The sequence below is a fragment of the Cupriavidus agavae genome (genome assembly GCF_004217045.1).
Classification (GTDB): Bacteria; Pseudomonadota; Gammaproteobacteria; order Burkholderiales; family Burkholderiaceae; genus Cupriavidus; species Cupriavidus agavae.
The window spans coordinates 36,844-57,681 of record NZ_SGXM01000012.1; the positions used below are offsets into that span (position 1 = coordinate 36,844).

The 20,838-nt window shown below is 67.0% G+C and carries 19 protein-coding genes; 8 read left to right on the top strand and 11 right to left on the bottom strand.

Going from position 1 to position 20,838, the window contains the following annotated elements; genetic code table 11:
* Positions 1 to 91 precede the first annotated feature (91 nt).
* Entirely contained in the window at positions 92 to 2,335 is a 2,244-nt protein-coding gene (locus tag EV147_RS24410) for an NADP-dependent isocitrate dehydrogenase (protein WP_130393813.1), read from the top strand.
* A gap of 79 nt (positions 2,336 to 2,414) precedes the next feature.
* Here EV147_RS24410 and EV147_RS24415 read toward each other — a convergent pair whose 3' ends face one another.
* The 3 genes from EV147_RS24415 to EV147_RS24425 form a co-directional block, all read right to left on the bottom strand.
* Complete coding sequence (locus EV147_RS24415; protein ID WP_130393814.1) at positions 2,415 to 3,911, bottom strand: alpha/beta hydrolase family protein; 1,497 nt, start codon at positions 3,909 to 3,911, stop codon at positions 2,415 to 2,417.
* A 143-nt stretch (positions 3,912 to 4,054) separates the two neighbouring features.
* Entirely contained in the window at positions 4,055 to 6,544 is a 2,490-nt protein-coding gene (locus EV147_RS24420; RefSeq protein ID WP_198680354.1) for a sensor domain-containing protein, read from the bottom strand.
* Between the two features lie 288 nt (positions 6,545 to 6,832).
* Positions 6,833 to 7,891, bottom strand: coding sequence for a sensor domain-containing diguanylate cyclase (locus EV147_RS24425; RefSeq protein WP_130393816.1), 1,059 nt, complete (start codon positions 7,889 to 7,891; stop codon positions 6,833 to 6,835).
* 69 nt (positions 7,892 to 7,960) lie between these two features.
* On the opposite strand from EV147_RS24425, the gene EV147_RS24430 reads away from it, so the two are divergent.
* A complete protein-coding gene (locus EV147_RS24430) occupies positions 7,961 to 8,269 on the top strand; it encodes a DUF1272 domain-containing protein (protein WP_130393897.1) in 309 nt (102 codons plus the stop codon).
* 95 nt (positions 8,270 to 8,364) lie between these two features.
* The gene (locus EV147_RS24435) at positions 8,365 to 8,718 is read left to right on the top strand and encodes a DUF1428 domain-containing protein (protein WP_130393817.1); all 354 of its coding nucleotides are present in this window, start codon (positions 8,365 to 8,367) and stop codon (positions 8,716 to 8,718) included.
* A gap of 4 nt (positions 8,719 to 8,722) precedes the next feature.
* Here the strand turns inward: EV147_RS24435 and EV147_RS26435 are convergent, their stop codons facing one another.
* Together EV147_RS26435 and EV147_RS24445 are read right to left on the bottom strand one after the other, a co-directional pair.
* Positions 8,723 to 9,136 carry a rubredoxin gene (locus EV147_RS26435; protein WP_130393818.1) on the bottom strand — a complete coding sequence of 138 codons (414 nt, stop codon included), beginning with the start codon at positions 9,134 to 9,136 and terminating at the stop codon, positions 8,723 to 8,725.
* Between the two features lie 255 nt (positions 9,137 to 9,391).
* On the bottom strand, positions 9,392 to 9,745 hold the full coding sequence (locus EV147_RS24445) for a hypothetical protein (protein WP_130393819.1): 354 nt from the start codon (positions 9,743 to 9,745) through the stop codon (positions 9,392 to 9,394).
* A gap of 176 nt (positions 9,746 to 9,921) precedes the next feature.
* Between EV147_RS24445 and EV147_RS24450 the strand changes: the two genes are divergently transcribed.
* The 5 genes from EV147_RS24450 (at position 9,922) to EV147_RS24470 (ending at position 14,650) form a co-directional block, all read left to right on the top strand.
* The gene (locus EV147_RS24450) at positions 9,922 to 11,160 is read left to right on the top strand and encodes an NAD(P)/FAD-dependent oxidoreductase (RefSeq protein ID WP_157994722.1); all 1,239 of its coding nucleotides are present in this window, start codon (positions 9,922 to 9,924) and stop codon (positions 11,158 to 11,160) included.
* 61 nt (positions 11,161 to 11,221) lie between these two features.
* Entirely contained in the window at positions 11,222 to 12,484 is a 1,263-nt protein-coding gene (locus tag EV147_RS24455) for a flavin-dependent oxidoreductase (protein WP_130393821.1), read from the top strand.
* Positions 12,485 to 12,521: 37 nt separating this feature from the next.
* Complete coding sequence (locus EV147_RS24460) at positions 12,522 to 13,667, top strand: ABC transporter substrate-binding protein (protein ID WP_130393822.1); 1,146 nt, start codon at positions 12,522 to 12,524, stop codon at positions 13,665 to 13,667.
* On the top strand, positions 13,664 to 14,149 hold the full coding sequence (locus EV147_RS24465; protein ID WP_130393823.1) for a DUF3237 domain-containing protein: 486 nt from the start codon (positions 13,664 to 13,666) through the stop codon (positions 14,147 to 14,149). Before EV147_RS24460 ends, EV147_RS24465 begins: the two co-directional genes overlap by 4 nt.
* 3 nt (positions 14,150 to 14,152) lie before the next feature.
* Positions 14,153 to 14,650, top strand: coding sequence for a MarR family winged helix-turn-helix transcriptional regulator (locus tag EV147_RS24470; RefSeq protein ID WP_130393824.1), 498 nt, complete (start codon positions 14,153 to 14,155; stop codon positions 14,648 to 14,650).
* A 70-nt stretch (positions 14,651 to 14,720) separates the two neighbouring features.
* Here EV147_RS24470 and paoC read toward each other — a convergent pair whose 3' ends face one another.
* The 6 genes from paoC to EV147_RS24500 form a co-directional block, all read right to left on the bottom strand.
* Positions 14,721 to 16,913 (bottom strand): aldehyde oxidoreductase molybdenum-binding subunit PaoC, encoded by a 2,193-nt coding sequence (paoC, locus tag EV147_RS24475; RefSeq protein ID WP_130393825.1) that lies wholly within the window; start codon positions 16,911 to 16,913, stop codon positions 14,721 to 14,723.
* Between the two features lie 4 nt (positions 16,914 to 16,917).
* Positions 16,918 to 17,868: an FAD binding domain-containing protein gene (locus tag EV147_RS24480; RefSeq protein WP_130393826.1), complete on the bottom strand. Its 951-nt coding sequence runs from the start codon at positions 17,866 to 17,868 to the stop codon at positions 16,918 to 16,920.
* Positions 17,865 to 18,521: an aldehyde dehydrogenase iron-sulfur subunit PaoA gene (gene paoA, locus EV147_RS24485; protein ID WP_130393827.1), complete on the bottom strand. Its 657-nt coding sequence runs from the start codon at positions 18,519 to 18,521 to the stop codon at positions 17,865 to 17,867. The genes EV147_RS24480 and paoA overlap by 4 nt, the downstream gene beginning before the upstream one ends.
* 212 nt (positions 18,522 to 18,733) lie before the next feature.
* Positions 18,734 to 19,195, bottom strand: coding sequence for a flagellar protein FlhE (locus tag EV147_RS24490; RefSeq protein ID WP_130393828.1), 462 nt, complete (start codon positions 19,193 to 19,195; stop codon positions 18,734 to 18,736).
* Positions 19,195 to 19,911, bottom strand: a complete 717-nt coding sequence (locus EV147_RS24495; RefSeq protein WP_130393829.1) for an RNA polymerase sigma factor FliA — start codon at positions 19,909 to 19,911, stop codon at positions 19,195 to 19,197. Before EV147_RS24495 ends, EV147_RS24490 begins: the two co-directional genes overlap by 1 nt.
* 111 nt (positions 19,912 to 20,022) lie before the next feature.
* Positions 20,023 to 20,838, bottom strand: coding sequence for a MinD/ParA family ATP-binding protein (locus EV147_RS24500; RefSeq protein ID WP_130393830.1), 816 nt, complete (start codon positions 20,836 to 20,838; stop codon positions 20,023 to 20,025).

Below are 20,838 nucleotides of genomic sequence, written 5' to 3' on the forward strand. Positions count from 1 at the left end.
CGCCATGCAAAATCAGGCAAAATTCCCTACTTGCCTCGATCCGCGACCCGGCCGGGGCATTCCCCAACCCGAATTTGATGCGAGATAAGCGATGAGCAACCAGCAGCCCACCATCATCTACACCCTAACCGACGAAGCTCCGCTGCTGGCCACCAGTGCCTTCCTGCCCATCATCCGCACCTTCACCAAGCCTGCCGGCGTGAACGTGGAAACCAGCGACATCTCGGTGGCTGGCCGTATCCTGGGCGAATTCCCCGAGTTCCTGACCGAAGAGCAGCGCGTGCCGGACAACCTGGCCGAACTGGGCAAGCTCACGCAGAACCCGGACACCAACATCATCAAGCTGCCGAACATCAGCGCCTCGGTGTTCCAGCTGGTCAGCGCGATCAAGGAACTGCAGTCGAAGGGCTACCGTATCCCCGACTACCCCGAAGATCCGAAGAACGACGAAGAGAAGGCCATCCAGAAGCGCTACTCGAAGTGCCTGGGCAGCGCCGTGAACCCGGTGCTGCGCGAAGGCAACTCGGACCGCCGCGCGCCGGCCGCCGTCAAGAACTACGCCCGCAAGCACCCGCACAGCATGGGCGAGTGGAGCATGGCCTCGCGCACGCACGTGGCGCACATGAAGCACGGCGACTTCTACCATGGCGAGAAGTCCATCACGCTCAGCGGCGCGCGTGAAGTGCGCATGGAACTGCTGACCAAGAGCGGCAAGACCATCGTGCTGAAGCCGAAGGTTGCGCTGCAGGACGGCGAGATCATCGACAGCATGTTCATGAGCAAGAAGGCACTGCTGGCCTTCTACGAAGAACAGATGGAAGACGCGCGCAAGACCGGCGTCATGCTGAGCCTGCACGTCAAGGCCACCATGATGAAGGTGTCGCACCCGATCGTGTTCGGCCACGCCGTCAAGGTCTTCTACAAGGACGCGTTCGCCAAGCACCAGAAGCTGTTCGACGAACTGGGCGTCAACGTCAACAACGGCCTGGTCGACCTGTACACCAAGATCGAGCAGCTGCCCGAGTCGAAGAAGGAAGAAGTCATCCGCGACATGCACGCCTGCCACGAACATCGTCCGGAACTGGCGATGGTGGATTCGGCCAAGGGCATCTCGAACCTGCACGCGCCGAACGACGTGATCGTCGATGCCTCGATGCCGGCCATGATCCGGATCGGCGGCAAGATGTGGGGCGCCGATGGCCGCACCAAGGACACCAAGTGCCTGATCCCGGAATCGACCTTCGCCCGCATCTATCAGGAAATCATCAACTTCTGCAAGACCAACGGCGCGTTCGATCCGGTCACGATGGGCACGGTACCGAACGTGGGCCTGATGGCGCAGAAGGCCGAGGAATACGGTTCGCACGACAAGACGTTCGAGATCGCCGAAGACGGCGAAGCGCGCATCGTCGACAACGCCACCGGTGAAGTGCTGGCCGCACTGACGCAGCAAGTGGAACAGGGCGACATCTGGCGCATGTGCCAGGTCAAGGACGCGCCGATCCGCGACTGGGTCAAGCTGGCCGTCACGCGCGCCCGCAACTCGGGCATGCCGGCCGTGTTCTGGCTGGACCCGTACCGTCCGCACGAGGCCGAGCTGATCAAGAAGGTGGAAACGTACCTGAAGGACTACGACACCAACGGCCTCGACATCCAGATCATGTCGCAGGTGCGCGCCATGCGCTACACGCTGGAGCGCGTGATCCGCGGCCTGGACACCATCTCGGTGACCGGCAACATCCTGCGTGACTACCTGACCGACCTGTTCCCGATCATGGAACTGGGCACCAGCGCCAAGATGCTGTCGATCGTGCCGCTGATGGCCGGTGGCGGCATGTACGAAACGGGCGCCGGCGGCTCGGCGCCGAAGCACGTGCAGCAGCTGGTCGAGGAAAACCACCTGCGCTGGGATTCGCTGGGCGAGTTCCTGGCCCTGGCCGTGTCGCTGGAAGAACTCGGCATCAAGTCGGGCAACGCCCGCGCCAAGGTGCTGGCGAAGACGCTCGACGCCGCCACCGGCAAGCTGCTCGACAACGCCAAGAGCCCGTCGCCGAAGACCGGCCAGCTCGACAACCGCGGCAGCCAGTTCTACCTGGCCATGTACTGGGCCCAGGAACTGGCCGCACAGAACGCCGACGCCGAACTGGCGAAGACGTTCGCGCCGCTGGCCAAGACGCTGACGGAAAACGAGAAGACCATCATCGGCGAACTGTCGGACGTGCAGGGCAAGGCCGTGGATATCGGCGGCTACTACAAGCCGGACGAAGCCAAGCTGTCGGCCATCATGCGTCCGAGCAAGACGCTGAACACGGCGCTGGAATCGGTCAAGGGCTGAACTATCTCCTGACGCGAACCACAAAAACCCCCCGGGCAGCGATGCCCGGGGGGTTTTTGCTTTCAGCCCGGGGTTTCGTTCAAGGCGTGCAGCTTGCCCCTGGCGTCATGCCGATCACCAGCCGCAGGTTCTTCGTCGTCACGTCGTCGTCCGCGCCCACGGTGTTGTCGGTGAACGTGCAACCGTAGTTGGCATTGGCCACCACCGCTGGCGTCAACACGTCATCGCCGGCGGGCCGCGGACCGCCCTGCTCCCACGCCACCATGTCGTCGAAAGCCTTCGTCTGCTCGGCAACCGTGAAATCGCAGTGGGCAATGCCACGGATGGCGCGCTGCACGAGCCATGACGCCGTGCCGTTGGCGTCGGCGCGGCGCTTGTAGATCTGCTCCATGCTGAACGGCACATACATGTCGCCCAGCGTGTGCAGCGTCAGCACCGGCACGCCGATCCGCGCCGCCGTCTGCGGAATCCAGCGCAGCCCGTCGCGCCGCACGCGGTTGGCGTCGGCCACCGGCTGCACCCGGTAGATCGATGCATTGAACGCCTGCTCGTCGGCGGAAAGCGCCGGATCATTGTCGAACTGGTAGCGCAGCGCCGTGGTGTCCACCACGTTCTGCGCCAGGATGCCGTTGACGGTGCCATCGGAGCCGAACGTACTCCACACCGCGTCCTGGTAGGCCTTCGACGCCGGGCTTTGCCCGAAGCCCAATTCGAACAGCGGGCGCTCGCCGCCGGTGAGGTTCTTGACCACGGCCTTGAGCTTGTCGCCTGCCGGGGTCGTGGCCGAGGGGTACGTGGTGAACAGCGCCGCCATCAGTGGCGTCACGATCTGCGCCCAGTTGGTCACCGGCCACGCGGTGGCGGGCATGTTCGCCAACTGTTGCGCGGCCGTCTGGTAGCCGCCGAAATAGTTGAACAGTTCGGTGTCGCCCAGTACGCCGCACATCGGCACGGCGCCGCTGTACGACACCTTGTGAACGGCGTTCTGGATATTCTCGGCATCCACCGCCGCGGCGGCGATATGGCCACCCATCGAATGACCGACGATGTACGTCCGCGTGGGTGCGGCCAGCGTGCGGCCGTTCTGCTTTGCAATGTCCGTGAAGGCCAGCGCCAGCGCGTTGGTGTCCTCGATCCCCGCGCGCACATCGTAGTAGTTCGTGGAGTAGGTGGAAGCCGCCCACGCGTAGCCGGCTTCCAGCAGATGCCGGCGGATGCCCGGAATCGTGATCGACAACGCGGAGCCCATGCCCGCGTAGCCGTGTGCATACATCACAAGCTTGCCATTCCAGGCGGCCGGCACTTCGACCACATAGCCAGCCTTGCCCAGCACGCCGCTCCAGCGGTCCGAGGCCGGGGCGCCAGCCAGCGGTGCCAGCCTGGCGGCCAGCGCCGCCGTGTCGACGGTGAAGGCGCGGCTGTCCTGAGGCCGCGCATCTTCGGGCTGCACCGTGGGCGGGGGCGGCGGCGTGGGGGTGGTGGGAGTCGTCGCGGCGTTGTCGTCGTCGCCGCCGCAGCCATACATCAGAAGGCCGGCAACCAACGCCAGCGCAGTGCTCTGGAATGCGCGTTGCATGATGTCTCCTCTGTATCTTCTTTATCGTGAGTGTGGAGTGCGCCGGCACACGCGTCCTCGGCAGACATCTTGCAAAGCCAGTACTTACCCCCGCGTGGCAACGCCCGTCCAATGTAACCGTGGCGACACGTACCGCCAAGTCATCAAACGGGTGACTGACTGGCGTCTCCCGCGCTGCAACATGCCCGCGATGGGTCGCCGGCATGGCTCTGCGCCAGGGCCAGCGCAAGGGCATCTTCAGGGCGTTGCGGCCGACCCAGCAGGTAGCCTTGCCCTTCGTCGTAACCCTCCTCGCGCACCACCGCCAGTTGCTCCGGCGTTTCGATGCCTTCCGCCGTGGTGCGCACCCGGAACGCGGCCCCGAGGCTGCGCACCGCGTGCAGGATCGCGCGGGCCTCTGCGCTGGTGGCGAGGTCCGAGACGAAGGAACGGTCGAGCTTGATCTTGTCGAACGGGAAGCTGCGCAGGTAGCTCAGCGACGAATAGCCCGTGCCGAAATCATCCATGGCGATGCGCACGCCCATGCCGCGCAGTTCGCGCAGCATCTCCAGGTTGACCCGGTCGTTGCGCAGCAGCACGGACTCGGTGATCTCCAATTCCAGCCGCGAGATCTGCACGCCGGCATCATCCACAGCGCGGCGCACGGCATCCACGAGCGCGCGGCCCCTGAACTGCAGCGGCGACAGGTTCACGCCCACGCAGACCCCCGCCGGCCAGCGCGCCAGCTGCCGGCATGCCTCGCTGAGTGCCCATTCGCCGATCGGCACGATCAGGCCGGTTTCTTCGGCCAGCGGGATGAACTCCGCTGGCGAGATCAGCCCATGCAGCGGATGCCGCCAGCGCAGCAGCGCCTCGAAGCTGCGCAGGTGCCCGGAGCGCAGGTCATAGATCGGCTGATAGTGCAGTTCCAGTTGCCCGGCCGCCAGCGCATGGTGCAGCGCACGCTTGCGTTCGAGCCGGAGCTTAGAGCGGTCACCCTCGTCGGCCGAGAAGAAGCGGCAGGTGCCGGCCCCTTCGGCCTTGGCCTGGTAGAGCGCCATGTCGGCGGCCTGCAGCAGCTCGTCGGCATTGCACCCGTCGGTCGGAATCAGCGCGATGCCGATGCAGCCGCCCAGCGTCACAGGCTCGCCGTTGACCTGGAACGGGCGCGAGAGCTGCGCGATCAGCATCCGGGCGAGGTCTTCCACGGCTTGCCGGCCGTCGACCTGTTCCTGGATCACCACGAACTCGTCGCCGCCGATGCGCGCTACCGCGTCGGTGTCCGGCACGCACTCCAGCAGCCGCTCGGCCACCTGTTGCAGCACGATATCGCCTGCATAGTGGCCAAACGCGTCGTTGACGCCCTTGAACCCGTCGAGATCGATATACAGCAGCGCCGACAACGTGCCCGGCCCCGCCGCCGCAATGGTCTGCCCGATCCGCTCGCGCCACAGCAGGCGGTTGGCTATGCCGGTCAGCGGATCATGGCGGGCCATGTGGGTGAGCGCCTCCTGGTTGGCGAGCAACTGCTGCTCCGCGCTCTTGCGCTCGGAGATGTCGCGGAAGAACACCGACAGACCGTCAGGCGTCGGGTACACGTGCACCTCGTACCACGCCTGCAGCATCTGCAGGTAGTGTTCGAACACGACCGGCCGGTTCGTCGCCACGGCAATCCGGTACTGCTCGGCAAACACGCCGTTGCGCTCTTCGGGAAAGATGTCCCACACCGAGCGGCCGAGCGCCGGCTTGCGGCCCCCCATCGCGCGACCCGCGTTGCCGTTGAAATAGGTCAGCCGCCACGCATGGTCCAGTTGCACCACGCTGTCGGTGGTGCTCTCCAGCACGTCCGACAACCGCGCCGCCAGCGCCTCGCTCGCCATGCTGGCCGACTTGCGGTCGTCCACGTCTTCGAGCGTGCCGTACCAGCGGATCACGTTGCCATGGTCGTCCAGCCGCGTCGCCGCGCGGGCACGGAACCAGCGATAGGTGCCATCGCGCAGCCTGACGCGGTATTCCTGGTCCACGGGCTGATGCGTGGCGATCGCCAGCGCCCATGCCTCGCTCACGCGCGGCAGGTCTTCGGGATGCACGCAGCGCGCCCAGCCTTCGCCCAGTGCCTCGCTGACCGGCATGCCGGTGAGTTCGGCCCAGCGCGGTCCGGCCTCGGTGATGTTGCCCGCGGCGTCGGCTGTCCACGGAATCTCGGGGCTCAGTTCCACGGCGCAGCGATAGTGCGCCTCGCTCTCGGAGAGCGCCTGTTCGATGCGATGCGCCTCGGTGATGTCCGTGATCCACACCATGAGCAGCGGCTCGCCGGCGTCGGGCATCTCCACGAGCCGCTTGCGCGTCCGCAGGATTCGCTCGTCGCCGTCCTGCACCTGGAATATCTCGGTCTCGTCCTGATGTTCTCCGCCGTCGATGACGCGGTCATGCACGGCCCGGTATGCCGCAGCGCGCTCGGCGCCGAACAGTTCGTCATCGGTGCGGCCCAGCAAGGCATCGGCCGGCCGTTGCATGAGCCGGCACATGGCCGGATTCACGAACAGCCAGACGCCGCGCCGGTCCTTGAGCAGCAGCGGCTCGGGAAACTGCCGCAATACCTGCTCCAGCGCCGTGCGGGACAACGGGGCGCCTTCCTGTCTCCGTTCTTTCATGGGGTCTGGCGACGAAGCCACCATTGCAAAGCTTTCTCGTTCTGTATTCGGGGATGTAACGCTTACATCGCCAACCTCGCGATGCGCGCGGCAGTCAGCCTTTAACGGCATCCTGCCGCGCAGATTGATAACGGGTGCGGCATGCGCCACGAGCCACCCTGAAAGAGTGGCAAGTCGCGTGCCTGCGGGAAAGCCATGGGAAGCCCGCATTGGCATACGGGCGTTCGATGGAGGTGGGGGGAAGGAAGCGGGGAGAACTAGGAGGTGGGGGGAAGGAAGCGGGGAGAACTAGCGCGAATGCACGCGGAACGATTCGCCCTGCATCCCGGCGCGGTCCACCGCGGCGATGCGGTTCCGGCCGTTGTCCTTGGCGTGGTACAGCTGCGCATCGATCAGGTTCACGAACGCCGTGGCGTCGGTGCGCTCTCCGGGCACGATCGTCCCCACGCCGAAGCTCGCCGTGAGCCGCTGCTCATAGGGCGAGCGCAGGTGCGGGATGGCGGCGTCGGCCAGCAATTCGCGGCAACGTTCGGCAATTTTCAGCGCCGTATCGGCGTCGGTATCGGCCAGCACCATCGCGAACTCCTCGCCGCCGAACCGGCCGAGGAAATGGTCGGGACCAACGGCGTCGCGCAGTACGGCCGCCACACGCTTGAGGCAGCCGTCGCCCTGGACATGGCCGTAGTAGTCGTTGAACGACTTGAAGAAGTCGATATCGGTGATGATCAGGGACAGCGGCTTACCGGCGTCCTGCGCCGCCTGCCACTGGTTGGCCAGCGTGGCGTCGAACATGCGGCGGTTGCCCACGCCGGTCAGGCCATCGGTGAACGACAGGTGCTCCAGTTCCTGCTGCAGCCGGGCCAGCTTTTCCTCGGTGCGCTTGCGCTCGCTGATGTCGAACATGAAACCGATCAGCGACTCCACCTCGCCATTGGGCTTGCGCACCACGTGCACCACGTCACGCAGCCAGACGTAGCCGCCATCGGCCTTCAGCGCGCGGTAGTCGGCCTCGTGGTCGGTACCCGCCTGCGACTGCGCCACGCAGAAGTTCACCACCGCCTCGCGGTCGTCTGGGTGCATGCGCTCGGCCCAGTCGTTGACGGTCTGCCAAGTCGACGGCGCCCAACCCAGCAGCGTTTCGATCTGCGGACCGATGTACGCAAACGCCATGGTGGCCCAGTCGATCTTCCACGGGATGGCCTTGGTCGATTCCAGCAGCGTCCGGTAGACGGCGGTGTCGTCCTCGCCAGGTACGTGGCCGCCGGGCGCGAGGCTCTCCTCGTGGCGCAGGAAGGCTGCCTTGAGCGGCGAACTGGAGGATTCCGGGCGGTCGTCTTGGCGGGTCATGGGCGCTCATCGCAGGTGGTGGAAGAGGCGGTTATGATGGCACGAACCTATTTCCGGAAGGAGAAGACGATGCTCGAACTGCGCCCCACGTGTGAGAACTGCAACACCTCGCTGCCGCCGGCTTCAACGCAGGCCCGCATCTGCAGCTTCGAGTGCACGTTCTGCGCGGACTGCGTGGACCACGTGCTGGGCAATGTCTGCCCGAATTGCGGCGGCGGCTTTGCGCCCCGGCCCGTCCGCCCCGCCCGCGACTGGAAGAACGGCAACCACATCGGCAAGTACCCGCCGTCCCCGACCGTCAAGCATCGTCCCGTCGATGCCGCCACGCACGAAACCTTCGCCGCCGCCATTCGCGGTATCCCGGCCGAACAACGCTAACCGCTGCCGGGGGCCGCGCATGCAGCATGCGCCGCCCGCCTCGGCCATGGACTATGCTGCAGGATCCTGCCGACGACACGCGAAGGAGAGCATCCATGGCATACATCGACGGATTCGTGGTGGCCGTGCCCACGGCCAATCGGGACACCTATCGCCAGGTGGCGCAGAAAGCCGCCGCCGTCTTCAAGGAATATGGCGCGCTGAAGGTGGTGGAGTGCTGGGGCGACGACGTGCCGGAGGGCAAGGTCACGTCGTTCCCGATGGCAGTGCAGCGCAAGGACGACGAGACCGTGGTGTTCTCGTGGATCTGGTGGCCGGACAAGGCCACGCGCGACAGCGGCATGGCGGCTTCCATGCAGGACGCCCGCCTCAAGGAAACCATGGATCCGATGCCGTTCGACGGCCAGCGGATGATCTACGGCGGATTCGAAGTGATTGTCGAGAGCTAGGCGCTCAGAACTCCACCATCGCAAAGTCCTCCTTGCCGACATCGCACTCGGGGCAGCGCCAGTCGCCGGGAATGTCTTCCCAGCGTGTGCCCGGGGCGATGCCGTCCTCCGGCCAGCCGGCCGCTTCGTCGTAGACCCAGCCGCAGATGATGCAGACCCACTGCTTGAACTCGGTCTCGGCGGCCGGCGCGGCGGCGGACGCCGCAGGGGCCTCGCTGGCAGCGGTCTCCGGACCTTCCAGGCTGAACACGAGCGGCGCGTCCGTGCCTTCAGTGGTCTGGGACAGGTGGCTCTGCAGGCGCGTGAGCAGCGCCTGGGCCTCGTCGCGCGAAAGGTCGATCCAGTAGGGATCGCCGGCGGCGTCGTTCAGGCGTTGCGGGGAAAACTGCAGTTCGACGGAAGTGCCTTTCGTATACATGCGGGAGCGGAGGCGGTGGTGGAAAAGAAAACAGCGCCACAGATGGCGCCGTTTTTGCAAATTTCAAGAGACTGAGCGGGCGGGGAGACGGGGGCACCAGCGCTGGATTCGGGTGAGCAATTGATCTGGCACCGTTGCCATCAAGTCGATACCCGTGCACAATCGGGTCACTGCCCTAATCTGTCCTCTCCCGGATGTACATGCCGGTGATGACTCTAGGTCGAGATGGCCCGCGTACGACGGGCCATCTATTTTTTATCTTCCTGCTTTCTCCGCCACTGGATTGGCCGGCGACGTCCCGAGCGCTGTGTTGCCGGACGACTTCGGGTTCAGCCTCGGGCGCATGATCTCCCATCCCTGCCAGATCGCCGGCACGCGATTCATGGGGTCCAGCCAAAGATGCAACGCTCCATGCATCCAATGAAGCAATTCGACCCCCTCATCGTGGATCACAGTCCCCAGGATCGGCGTCAACGCCTCCGACAGCAACACGTTCTGCCGGTATGCCGCCATGGCCAACCCCTCGTCGCCATGACACCGTGCCTTATAGCGTGAGACGCGAGGTCCCGAGAAAATCCTTTCGAGCTGCTGCCATTCCACGATCGACATCCCACATGGCCAAGGAAGCGGAAATTGGAGCATTGGAGTCCGGCCGAATCCATGAGACAACTCTGCAAAATTGCCGGCTGCGGGCGTTTTGAGAATTGTCTCCATCGGGCGGGAACATGCACCAACCCGGCGCACGCTCTTGCCCTGCGTCGCAATCGGCAGTACCGTTTCGCGCCATGACTGCGCCCTCCTCTTCTCCTGATCGTTCCGCCGCGCGTGTCGCGGTGGTTGGTGCCGGCATCGTCGGCAGTTGCATCGCGCTCGCCTTGCGCAAGCGCGGGCTGGCGGTGACGCTGATCGACCGCGAGGGTCCGGCCAGCGGATGCAGTTTCGGCAACTCCGGGGCCATCAGCGTCAGTTCGATCGCACCGCTGGCGATGCCCGGGGTGCTGGCATCGGTGCCGAAGATGCTGGCCGACCCGGACAGTCCGCTCCATCTGCGGCTCGGCTACCTGCCGGCGGCGGCGCCGTGGCTGGCGCGCTTCGTGATGTCGGCCACGCCGGCCCGGGTCGGGCAGGCCGCCGCCGCGCTGGCCGCGCTGCATGCCGGGGCCATCGACCGGCACGAAGCGCTGGCGAAGGAGGTCGGTGTGCCCGAGCTCTTCCTCAAGCGCGGCCATCTGCATCTCTATCGAAACGCCAGTGCGCTCGATGACGACCGCGCTGCGTGGCAACTGCGCGAGCGCTTCGGCTTCCGCTTCGAGACGCTGGACCGCGCGGGCATCGATGCGCTGGAGCCCGGTATCGCGCCGGGCTATCAATCCGCCATCTACCTGGCCGATCACGCGACGATCCTCAATCCGGCACGCTATACGCAGGCTGTTGCCGACGCGTTCCTGGCACGCGGCGGGCGATTCGTCCGCGGTGAGGTTCGGGGCCTGACGCGCACCAGCGCCGGCTGGACCGTGACCGGAACGCAAGGCGCCTCCGATTTCGACCACGTGGTGGTGGCTGCCGGCGCATGGTCGCGCACACTGCTCGATCCGCTCGGCATCCGGTTGCGGCTGGAGAGCCAGCGCGGCTACCACGTCCAGTTCACGGGCGCCCGCAACGTGGTCTCGCGCACCGTGGTGCTGACCGACCAGAAGATCTTCGTGACGCCGATGGAAGATGGGCTGCGCGTGGGCGGCACCGTGGAGATTGCCGGGCTGAAGCGCCCGCCCGATCCCCGGCGCGCGGCCATCCTCGAACGCATTGCGCGGGAAACATTCGCCGGTCTCGAAGGCCGCCCCGTCACCACGTGGATGGGCCACCGGCCCTGCATGCCCGACTCCGTGCCGGTCATCGGCGCGGCACCCGGCCAGCCAGGGCTGTGGCTCGCCGTCGGGCATGGCCACCTCGGCCTGACCGATTCGATCCACACCGCCGAGCGCATCGCCGATGCGCTGGAAGCCGCACGTCAGGGAAAGCGCTAGCTTCGCCGCTGCCGATTTAGTTATACAGTAGAACAATCAGGCTGCAGTGCGGAGGAGACACATGAAGATTGCAATTGCCGGCGGCGGCATTGGCGGGCTGACGCTCGCGCTGCTGTGCCATCGCCACGGGCTCGATGTCGAGGTCTGGGAGGCCAGTGAGTCATTGCGGCCGCTCGGCGTTGGCATCAACCTGCTGCCCCATGCCGTGCGCGAACTGTCCGCACTCGGCCTGCAGGATGCCCTCGCGCAGATCGCCATCGAGACATCCTCGCTGTCCTACTACAACAAGTTGGGCCAGCGTATCTGGCACGAGCCGCGCGGCCGGGCAGCCGGCTACGAGTGGCCGCAGTTCTCGGTGCATCGCGGCGAATTCCAGATGCTGCTCTACCAGACCGCGCGCGAACGGCTGGGTGCCGGCCGCATCCATACCGGCCATGCACTGGAATCCATCGTCGATACCGGCGGGCAGGCCGGCGCGCCGGCCCGCTTCACGCTGCGCCGCCGCAGCGACAATGCGCTGGTGGAGGCCGAGGCCGATGTGCTGGTGGGTGCCGACGGCATCCATTCGGCCGTGCGCCGCCATTTCTATCCCACCGGCGATACGCCGCAGTTCTCGCGCCGCCTGCTCTGGCGCGCCACCACCGACGCCGCGCCGTACCTCGACGGCCGCTCGATGTTCATGGCCGGCCACCAGGACCAGAAGTTCGTCGCCTACCCGATCTCGGCCCCGCTGCACGCGCAGGGCCGCTCGCGCATCAACTGGATTGCCGAGTTGCGCGTGCCCGATGAATATCCCGATACGCCGCCGCGCAGCGACTGGAACCGCCAGGTCGACAAGGAAGTCTTCCGCGCCGCCTTCGAGGCATGGCGCTGGGACTGGATCGACATTCCAGCGCTGATCGACGGCGCCGAGTCGATCTACGAGTTCCCGATGGTCGACAAGGACCCGCTGCCGCGCTGGACCTTTGGCCGCGTCACGCTGCTCGGTGATGCCGCGCACCCCATGTACCCGATTGGCTCGAATGGCAGCGCGCAGGCCATCGTCGACGCCCGCTACCTGCTCGACTGCCTGCTGGCCGAGCGCGACATCGGTTACGCGCTGCGGGAATATGAGGCCGAACGGCTGCCGCGCACGGCCGGCATCGTGCTGCGCAACCGCATGAACGGCCCCGAGCAGGTGATGCAGCTGGCCGAAGTACGGGCCCCGCGCGGCTTCACCGATATCGACACCGTGATCCCGCGCGCCGAACTCGAAGCCATCGCACAGCGCTACAAGACGCTGGCCGGCTTTGGCCAGCAGCAACTGCAGGGCGCGCGTCCCTGACCCCCGAGCCCAATTTCGAAGAACGGAGAGACTACCCATGCCCCAGTTCCGCATCCGCTGTACCCACCTCGCGCTCGCCGCGCTGTGCCTCGCCAGCGGGGCGGCGCTGGCCGACGTGACCGTCGGCGTCAGCATCGCTTCCACCGGCCCGTCTGCCTCGCTCGGCATCCCGCAGAAGAACACCATGCCGTTCCTGCCCGAGACCATCGGCGGCGAGAAGATCCGCTACATCGTCATGGACGATGGCTCGGACCCCACGCAAGGCACCAAGATCGCGCGGCGCTTCGTCTCGGAAGACAAGGTCGACATCATCCTGGGCTCGTCCGCCGTGGCGCCGTCGATCGCCATCTCCGAGGTGGCCGACGAGAGCCAGACCGTGCAGCTGGCGTTCTCGCCCATCGAACTGAAGCCGGGCCGTGGCGCGTGGACGTACCGGCTGGCGCAGCCCGTGAAGCTGATGGCCGAGGCCGTGGCTGTCGCCGCCAAGGGCAATGGCGTGAAGTCCGTGGCATTCATCGGGTTTGCCGACGCCTATGGCGAGACGTGGCTCAAGGAGTTCACCACGGCCGCGCAGGCCAACGGCATCCGCGTGGTGGCCGCCGAGCGCTACGCGCGCTCCGATACCAGTGTCACTGCGCAGGTGCTCAAGCTGATGTCGGCGCGCGCCGATGCGGTACTGATTGCCGGTGCGGGCACCGGTGCCGCCCTGCCGCACACCACGCTGCGCGAGCGCGGCTACACGGGGCCGGTCTACCAGACCCACGGTGCCGCCACGCGCGACCTGATCCGCATCGGCGGCAAGGCGGTCAATGGCGCGATCCTGCCCGCCGGGCCGGTGATCGTGGCCGAGCAGTTGCCCGCCAACAGTCCGGTCAAGCAGCCGGCCATGGATTACGTGACGCGCTACGAGAAACAGTACGGCCCCGAGACGCGCACGCAGTTCGGCGCCCATCCGTACGACGCCGGACTGGTGCTGCAGCGCATCGTGCCGGTGGCACTGAAGAAGGCCAAGCCGGGCACGCCGGAGTTCCGCAAGGCGCTCAAGGATGCGCTGGAAACCGAGCGCAACATCGTGGTGTCGCATGGCGTGCTGAACTACACGGCGCAGGACCACTTCGGTTTCGACGAGCGCGGCCGCGTGCTGCTGACCATCGACAACGGCAACTGGAAGCTTCTCAAATGACGCCCGACATCGCCACGCCCACGCTGGAGCATCTGGCTGATTTCAGCCTGCGGGTCGATGTGCCGACCGAGGTGGGCGTAACGCCGCTGGGCCAGCGCCGCGTGATCCCGATCCTGTCGGGCACCGTGCGCGGTCCGCGCCTGAACGGGCACGTGGTACCCGGTGGCGCTGACTTCCAGCTGATCCGGCACCCGGGCGGCGACGATGTCACCACGGCTGACATCGAGGCCCGCTACGTGCTCGAAACCGATGATGGCGCGCGCATCTACATCGTCAATGCCGGGGTACGCAGCGGACACGCGTCGGTGATCGCGCGGCTCAACCGCGGCGAACAGGTCGATCCGGCCGAAATCTACTTTCGCACGGCGCCTCGTTTCGAAACCGCCGCGCCACAGTACCGCTGGCTCATGCAGCATTTGTTCGTCGCGTCGGGCGCGCGCTATCCGGACCGCGTGGAACTGCGCTATTTCATGGTGCGCTGACGCATGGCGCCCGCCCGCAAGCCACGCGACATGCTCGCGCCCGATCCCGACGGCGGCCACTTCGAGCCGCACGTGCCCGACGTGGACTACGGGGTGCTCGACAGCCTGATCGGCTACGCCATCCGCCGCGCCCAGATCCGTGTCTACGAGGATTTCGTGTCGTCGCTGGCGGCGTGGCATATCACGCCACCGCGTTTCTCGGCACTGCAGATCATCGGCCGCAACGCGGCGCTCAAGCTGACCGACCTGGCGCAGATCCTCGGCATTGCCCGCTCCGGGGCCGTACTGCTGGTTGACGCGCTGGAATCGATGGGACTGGTCGAACGCCTGCCGTCGGCTACGGACCGGCGCGCCTACGGGCTGGCGCTGACCGATGCCGGACGCAGGACGCTCGAAGACGTGACGGCGGCCGTATGCGCGCATGATGCGCGGATCGCGGGGGATCTGTCGGAGGAGGAGCGAGAGGTACTGCGGGGGCTGCTGGAGCGTCTGGGGCGGTAACACCGGTCCTGGTGGTTCGCTCCCCTCTCCCGCATGCGGGAGAGGGGTTGGGAGTGAAGGCCGACAGCCGTCAACCCACCACCGGCATCCCCGCCAGCAGCTTGTCCAGCGTCACCGGATAATCCCGGACCCTGACCCCCGTTGCGTTGTACACCGCGTTGGCCACCGCGGCAGCCACGCCACAGATTCCCAGTTCCCCAACGCCCTTTGCCTTCATCGGCGACGATATTGGATCGGTCTCGTCGAGGAAGATCACCTCCTGATGCGGGATGTCCGCGTGCACCGGTACTTCGTAGCTGGCCAGGTCATGGTTGACGAAAAAGCCATGGCGCGTGTCGACTGCAAGCTCTTCCATCAGCGCTGCCCCCACGCCCATCGTCATCGCGCCAATCACCTGGCTGCGGGCCGATTTGGGATTCAGGATGCGGCCCGCCGCGCAGACCGCCAGCATCCGCTGCACGCGGATCTCGGCGGTGGCCACGTCCACGGCCACTTCCACAAAATGGCTGCCGAAGGTGGACTGCTGATACTTCTTGTCGAGATCGCCGAACTCGATCGTGTCCTCCGCCGAAGCGCCCGCAAACTGCGCCAGTGGCACGCTGCGGCCGCCCGCGCGGATCTGTCCGCCCTCGAACGTCACGTCGCCCTCGCCGAAGCCCGCCCGCTGGGCCAGCGTGCGGCGCAGTTTGTCGCAGGCCGCGTACACACCAGCCGTGCTGCTGTTGCCGCCCCACTGGCCGCCCGATCCGCACGACACCGGAAATGACGAGTCGCCGAGCCGTACCACCACCTGTCCGAGCGGCACGCCCATCATCTCCGCGGCCGTCTGCGCGATGATCGTATAGCTGCCGGTACCAATATCGGTCATGTCGGTTTCCACGGCCACCATGCCGTTCGGTTCGATGCTGACCCGCGCCGCCGATTTCATGACGAGGTTGTTGCGGAACGCCGCCGCCACGCCCATGCCGATCAGCCAGCGCCCTTCGCGCACGGCCCCGGGTGTCGCATGCCGACGCGCCCAGCCGAACCGGTCGGCGCCCTGCCGCATGCACTCGACGAAGCGGCGCTGCGAGAACGGCCGCTCCGGCTTCTCGGGGTCTACCTGGGTGTCGTTGAGGATGCGGAACTGCACCGGGTCCATGCCGAGTTTCTCGGCCATCTCGTCGATGGCGATCTCCAGCGCCATCATGCCGGGCGCCTCGCCCGGCGCGCGCATCGCGTTGCCTTCGGGCAGGTCGATCGTCGCCAGCCGCATCGACGTCATGCGGTTGGCGCCGGCGTAGAGCAGCCGCGTCTGCATGACCGCCGTTTCCAGGTCGCCGCCTTCGAGGTTGCCCGACCAGCTTTCGTGGCCGATGGCCGTGATCTTGCCATCGCGCGTGGCGCCGATGCGGATGCGCTGGATCGTGGCGGGGCGATGCGTGGTGTTGTTGGCCATCACGGGCCGCGTCAGCGCCACCTTGACCGGACGTCTGGCGGCGCGGGCGCCCAGCGCGGCCAGCAGCGCCTCGGCACGCACGAACAGCTTGCCGCCGAAGCCGCCGCCGATGAACGGCGAGATGATCTGCACGTTCTCCTTCGGGACGCGCAGCGTCTCGGCCAGGTCCTTGTGGCCCCACGCGACCATCTGGTTCGAGGTCCACAGCGTCAGCTTGTTGCCGTTCCACGCCGCGATCGAGGCATGCGGCTCCATCATCGCGTGCGACTGGTCCGGCGTGGTGTAGGTGGCGTCGAGCTGCACCGGCGCCGCGGCAAACGCCCCGGCAAAATCGCCCACGGCGGTGTCGGGCTTGTTCTCCTCGTCGGGCTTGGCGGCCCAGCAGCAGGCCTGCGCAAGGTCGAAGCGGCCGCTCCCGGTGGCGTATTCCACGCGGATCAGCGCGGCGGCGGCACGCGCCTGCTCGAAGGAGTCGGCCACCACCAGTGCAATCGCCTGATGGTAGTGCTGGATCTCCGGGCCGCCCAGCAGATTTGCCGTATTGCGCTGTCCCTTGCCGAGCTTGCCGGCATTCTGAGCCGTGACGATGGCAAGCACGCCGGGCGCGCGCCGCGCGGCGTCGAGCTGCATCGACGTGATCCGCCCCTTGCCAATGCCCGCCCCCAGCACGTAGCCGTACGCCTGGTTCGGGGCCACCTCGTGGCGTTCGTAGGCGTAGGGTGCGGTACCGGTGGTCTTGCGGGCGCCGTCGATGCGGTCGGTCGGATGGCCCACCACACGCAGCTGGTCGATCGGATTGGTGGTCGCGGGTGTGTCGAATTTCATGGCTTCACCCCTTTGCCGGCGTCATCACGGATGCCAGCGTGCGGCGCACGAGCTGCACCTTGTATTCGTTGTCGGCGGTGGGCGCCGCCCCGTCCAGCAGCCGCTGCGTCACGGCGGTGGGGCCGTGCGGCATCTCGGCATCCGCCGCAGCCACGCGCCACGGCTTGTGCGCCACGCCGCCCAGCGCCACGCGGCCCGTGCCATCGCGCTGCAGGATGGCCGCCACCGAGACCAGCGCGAACGCATACGAGGCGCGGTCGCGTACCTTGCGGTAGACCTGCGTGCCGCCCACCGGCGCGGGTAGCGTGACCGCGGTGATCAGTTCGCCGCGTTCGAGCACGGTCTCGATATGCGGCGTGTCGCCCGGCAGCCGATGGAAATCGGCGATCGGAATCACGCGGCGTGCGCCATTGGGCTGCACGGTCTCCACGCTGGCATCGAGCACGCGCATTGCCACGGCCATGTCGCTCGGATGCGTGGCAATGCAGGACTGGCTGCCGCCAATCACCGCGTGCTGCCGGCTCACGCCGCCAATGGCCGCGCAGCCGCTGCCCGGGCGGCGCTTGTTGCACGGCAGGTTGGTGTCGTAGAAGTACGGACAGCGCGTGCGCTGCAGCAGGTTGCCAGCCGTGGTGGCGCGGTTGCGCAGTTGCCCGGACGCCCCCGCCAGCAGCGCGCGCGACAGCACTCCATAGTCTCGGCGCACGCGCGCATCGGCGGCCAGGTCGGTATTGCGCACCAGTGCTCCGATTCGCAGGCCGCCCTGAGGCAGCGGCTCGATCTTGTCGAGCGCCAGGTCGTTCACGTCGATCAGGTGCGTGGGCGTCTCGATGCCAAGCTTCATGAGGTCCAGCAGGTTGGTGCCGCCGGCGATGAAGCGTGCGCCTGGCGACTGCAGGGCCGCCGCCGCCGCTTCGGCCGGCGACTTTGCACGTTCGTAGGTGAACGGGTTCATGACTGGCTCCCGGCAACCTCGGTGATCGCTTCGAGGATGTTCGAATAGGCGCCGCAGCGGCAGATGTTCCCGCTCATGCGCTCGCGGATCTCGCCCGGCGAGACCTGCGGCCGCGCATTGAGGTCCGGGCTGACATGGCTGGGGATGCCCGCGCGGATTTCATCGAGCACGGCCACGGCCGAACAGATCTGGCCCGGCGTGCAGTAGCCGCACTGGTAGCCGTCGTGCTTCACGAACGCGACCTGCATCGGATGCATCCGCGTGGGCGAGCCGAGCCCTTCCACGGTCGTGATCCTGGCGCCCTCGTGCATCACCGCCAGCGTCAGGCAGGAGTTGATGCGGCGTCCGTCGACGATGACCGTGCAGGCGCCGCACTGGCCATGGTCGCAGCCCTTCTTGGTGCCGGTCAGGTGCAGGTGTTCGCGCAGCGCGTCGAGCAGCGTGGTGCGGGTGTCGAGCCGCAGCGCGTGGGTCTGGCCGTTGACCACCAATGAGACCTGGGCTGCCACGGGCGTGAGCGATGCCGGCGCCGTAGCGGCCGGAGCGGTCGCTGGCGTGGCCGCGCCAGCCGGCACGGCTGCCGCCGATACGCTGGCCGCGCCAACCACCACGAACTCGCGCCGGGAAAGTCTGATGCCGCTGAATTCTTCCATCGTTGGATCCTTTCTGGCTTTTCGGGCTACAGGGGGATGCAACGTGGCGAGACTTGCGCGTAGGAATTACACGGCCAATGCTGTGCCGTGCGGCAAAGGCCACACGATATGGGAGCTGCGGGGAGATTTGTCGCGCACTCTGCACGTTGCGTGGCCGGAGAGGCGCACGAAGCGTGCCACCGGCCGTACGGGCCGGCGGTGCACAGGAGGATTCAGCGGTAGCTGACGGTGACTTCGTTGCTGCGGCCCTGCAGCGTCGGCGCCATGAAGCCCTGGCCCGGCACGCGGTAGGCGAACACGAAACCCTTGGTGGCGTCGTCGCCGAGAAAGGCGTCGGTCTTGCCTTCCGCGCCGGGCAACAGCACGCAGCGGTCCGCATTGCAGAGATACGCCTGCATGTCCACGGGCGGCGTGCGGGTGAAGCTATAGCGCCAGCGCACCGACGTGATCTGGCCCGACGCCTGCGGCATGGTGGCGGCCGGAATCACCGGCGACGACAGCGTGCGCTGGCCCCGGTTGGCGATCTGCGGCGCCATCGTCGAGGCGGTCCATGCATAGCGCGACCCGGACAGCTCGTAGGTTGCCTTCGTGAAGACCGGCGCCACGGTCTGCGCGCTTCCCGCTGCCGGGTGCAGCGCGCACAGAGCGCCGAGCGTGACCAGGGCGCGCCGCATCACAGCATCCCGCGCAACTGGTTGCGCAGGCGCGTGATGGCCTGGCTGCGGATCTGGCACACGCGCGATTCGGTCACTTCGAGCACCGCGCCGATTTCGCGCAGGTTCAGTTCCTGGTCGTAGCACAGCGACAGCACCAGCTTCTCGCGCTCGGGCAGCTTGTCGATGGCGCGGATCAGCGCCTCGCGCATGCCAGACTCCATCAGCACGGTCAGCGGGTTGCCGTCGTCGGTCACGCCGAGGTGCCGGTCCAGGAAGTCTTCCTCGCCCGAACGCTCGAAATCCTCGTAGTGCAGCAGCTGGCAGCCGTACACCTCGTTGAGCAGCTCCTGGTATTCATCCAGGGGCATGTCCAGCTCCTTGGCCACCTCCGAATCGATCGGGGTGCGGCCCAGCTTCTGTTCGAGCTGGCGCTGGGTGCGCTCGATCTTGCGCGTGAACTGGCGCAGGCTGCGCGACTGCCAGTCATTGGCGCGCACCTCGTCGAGCATGGCGCCCCGGATGCGCTGGCTGGCGTAGGTCTCGAACCGCGCGCCATGGTTGTCTTCATAACGCTTGGCCGCGTCGAGCAGGCCGATCATGCCGGCCTGGATCAGGTCGTCGATCTGTACGCTTGCGGGCAGCTTGGCCGCCAGTTGCAGCGCGATGCGCCGCACCAGTGGCGCGTGTGACTTGACCACGCCCGCCTGCTCGAGCTTTCCCTGAATCGTGTACATGGTGGAACTCTTTGTGAATGCTGTCTGTTTGTGCCAGGGCCGTCGAAAGACGTGTGGCGGCCGCTGGCTGGCTGAGTTTCCGGTCTTGTCAGGACTTCTTGTTCTTCGCGATCACGCGGGAACGGCCGAGGCCGTTCCCTGGGGCACCGCTTCGTGGCGCAGCGGCCAGGCGCCGGTACGGCTGGCGATATGCCGCAACGCACCGGTGGCCGCGGCGGCGGGGTACGCCTCCACCACGCAGCGTCCCAGCTGGAGCGCACGCGCCACCAGCGGATCCATCGGCAGATGCCCTGCCAGGCTGGCCTCCACGCCCAGGTACTGGCTCGCCGTGCGAGCCAGGTTGCGCGCGAGGGCCGTCACCGTCCCTTCCGCCGTCGCAAGATTGACGACGAGCTGGAACTGACGGCATGCGTATTCATGGTGCAGCCGCTTGATGCATGCGTAGGCTGCGGTAATCGAATTGGCTTCCGGCCGCACCACGATCACCACGTTGTGCGCGGTGGCGGCGAGCGGCGACAGCGCGCCAGTGGCGTCGCGCCGCGCATCGACGATCACGGTGCGCAGGTCGGCCCACTGGCCCTGCAGTGCCGCTTCGTCGAGCCGCTGGCCCGGCGCCATGGCGCCAGCCGGCAGCACGGCGATGCCGCTCGCGGCACGCGTGCCGATGGCCGCGGCCAGGCCGGCCCGCCCGGCCAGCACGTCGGCGCACGTGGCCGTCGGCACAGCGCCGGAGAGCCGCGTGGCGCGCGCGCCGAACGTGTCCTCGTCGACCAGCATGACGCGCTCGCCCTGCATGGCCAGCGCATTGGCCAGCCCAAGCGCCACCGTGGTGGTGCCGGCGCCAGAGTCGGCGCCCACCACTGCAATCCGCCGGGTGACGCGCGGCGCCAACAGGCGGCGCAGGCTTTCGGCCTGATCGGAAGCCAT

Bases quoted from the DNA above. Each gene is read 5' to 3' on its own strand.
- EV147_RS24445 (WP_130393819.1), bottom strand. From the start codon at position 9,745: ATGTCGATCGTGGAATGGCAGCAGCTCGAAAGGATTTTCTCGGGACCT.
- EV147_RS24430 (WP_130393897.1), top strand. From the start codon at position 7,961: ATGCTCGAACTGCGCCCCACGTGTGAGAACTGCAACACCTCGCTGCCG.
- EV147_RS24450 (WP_157994722.1), top strand. From the start codon at position 9,922: ATGACTGCGCCCTCCTCTTCTCCTGATCGTTCCGCCGCGCGTGTCGCG.
- EV147_RS24500 (WP_130393830.1), bottom strand. From the start codon at position 20,838: ATGGCTTCCGATCAGGCCGAAAGCCTGCGCCGCCTGTTGGCGCCGCGC.
- paoA (WP_130393827.1), bottom strand. From the start codon at position 18,521: ATGGAAGAATTCAGCGGCATCAGACTTTCCCGGCGCGAGTTCGTGGTG.
- EV147_RS24425 (WP_130393816.1), bottom strand. From the start codon at position 7,891: ATGACCCGCCAAGACGACCGCCCGGAATCCTCCAGTTCGCCGCTCAAG.
- EV147_RS24455 (WP_130393821.1), top strand. From the start codon at position 11,222: ATGAAGATTGCAATTGCCGGCGGCGGCATTGGCGGGCTGACGCTCGCG.
- EV147_RS24415 (WP_130393814.1), bottom strand. From the start codon at position 3,911: ATGCAACGCGCATTCCAGAGCACTGCGCTGGCGTTGGTTGCCGGCCTT.
- EV147_RS24470 (WP_130393824.1), top strand. From the start codon at position 14,153: ATGGCGCCCGCCCGCAAGCCACGCGACATGCTCGCGCCCGATCCCGAC.
- paoC (WP_130393825.1), bottom strand. From the start codon at position 16,913: ATGAAATTCGACACACCCGCGACCACCAATCCGATCGACCAGCTGCGT.
- EV147_RS24420 (WP_198680354.1), bottom strand. From the start codon at position 6,544: ATGAAAGAACGGAGACAGGAAGGCGCCCCGTTGTCCCGCACGGCGCTG.
- EV147_RS24410 (WP_130393813.1), top strand. From the start codon at position 92: ATGAGCAACCAGCAGCCCACCATCATCTACACCCTAACCGACGAAGCT.
- EV147_RS24480 (WP_130393826.1), bottom strand. From the start codon at position 17,868: ATGAACCCGTTCACCTACGAACGTGCAAAGTCGCCGGCCGAAGCGGCG.
- EV147_RS24435 (WP_130393817.1), top strand. From the start codon at position 8,365: ATGGCATACATCGACGGATTCGTGGTGGCCGTGCCCACGGCCAATCGG.
- EV147_RS24465 (WP_130393823.1), top strand. From the start codon at position 13,664: ATGACGCCCGACATCGCCACGCCCACGCTGGAGCATCTGGCTGATTTC.
- EV147_RS24495 (WP_130393829.1), bottom strand. From the start codon at position 19,911: ATGTACACGATTCAGGGAAAGCTCGAGCAGGCGGGCGTGGTCAAGTCA.
- EV147_RS26435 (WP_130393818.1), bottom strand. From the start codon at position 9,136: ATGTATACGAAAGGCACTTCCGTCGAACTGCAGTTTTCCCCGCAACGC.
- EV147_RS24490 (WP_130393828.1), bottom strand. From the start codon at position 19,195: ATGCGGCGCGCCCTGGTCACGCTCGGCGCTCTGTGCGCGCTGCACCCG.
- EV147_RS24460 (WP_130393822.1), top strand. From the start codon at position 12,522: ATGCCCCAGTTCCGCATCCGCTGTACCCACCTCGCGCTCGCCGCGCTG.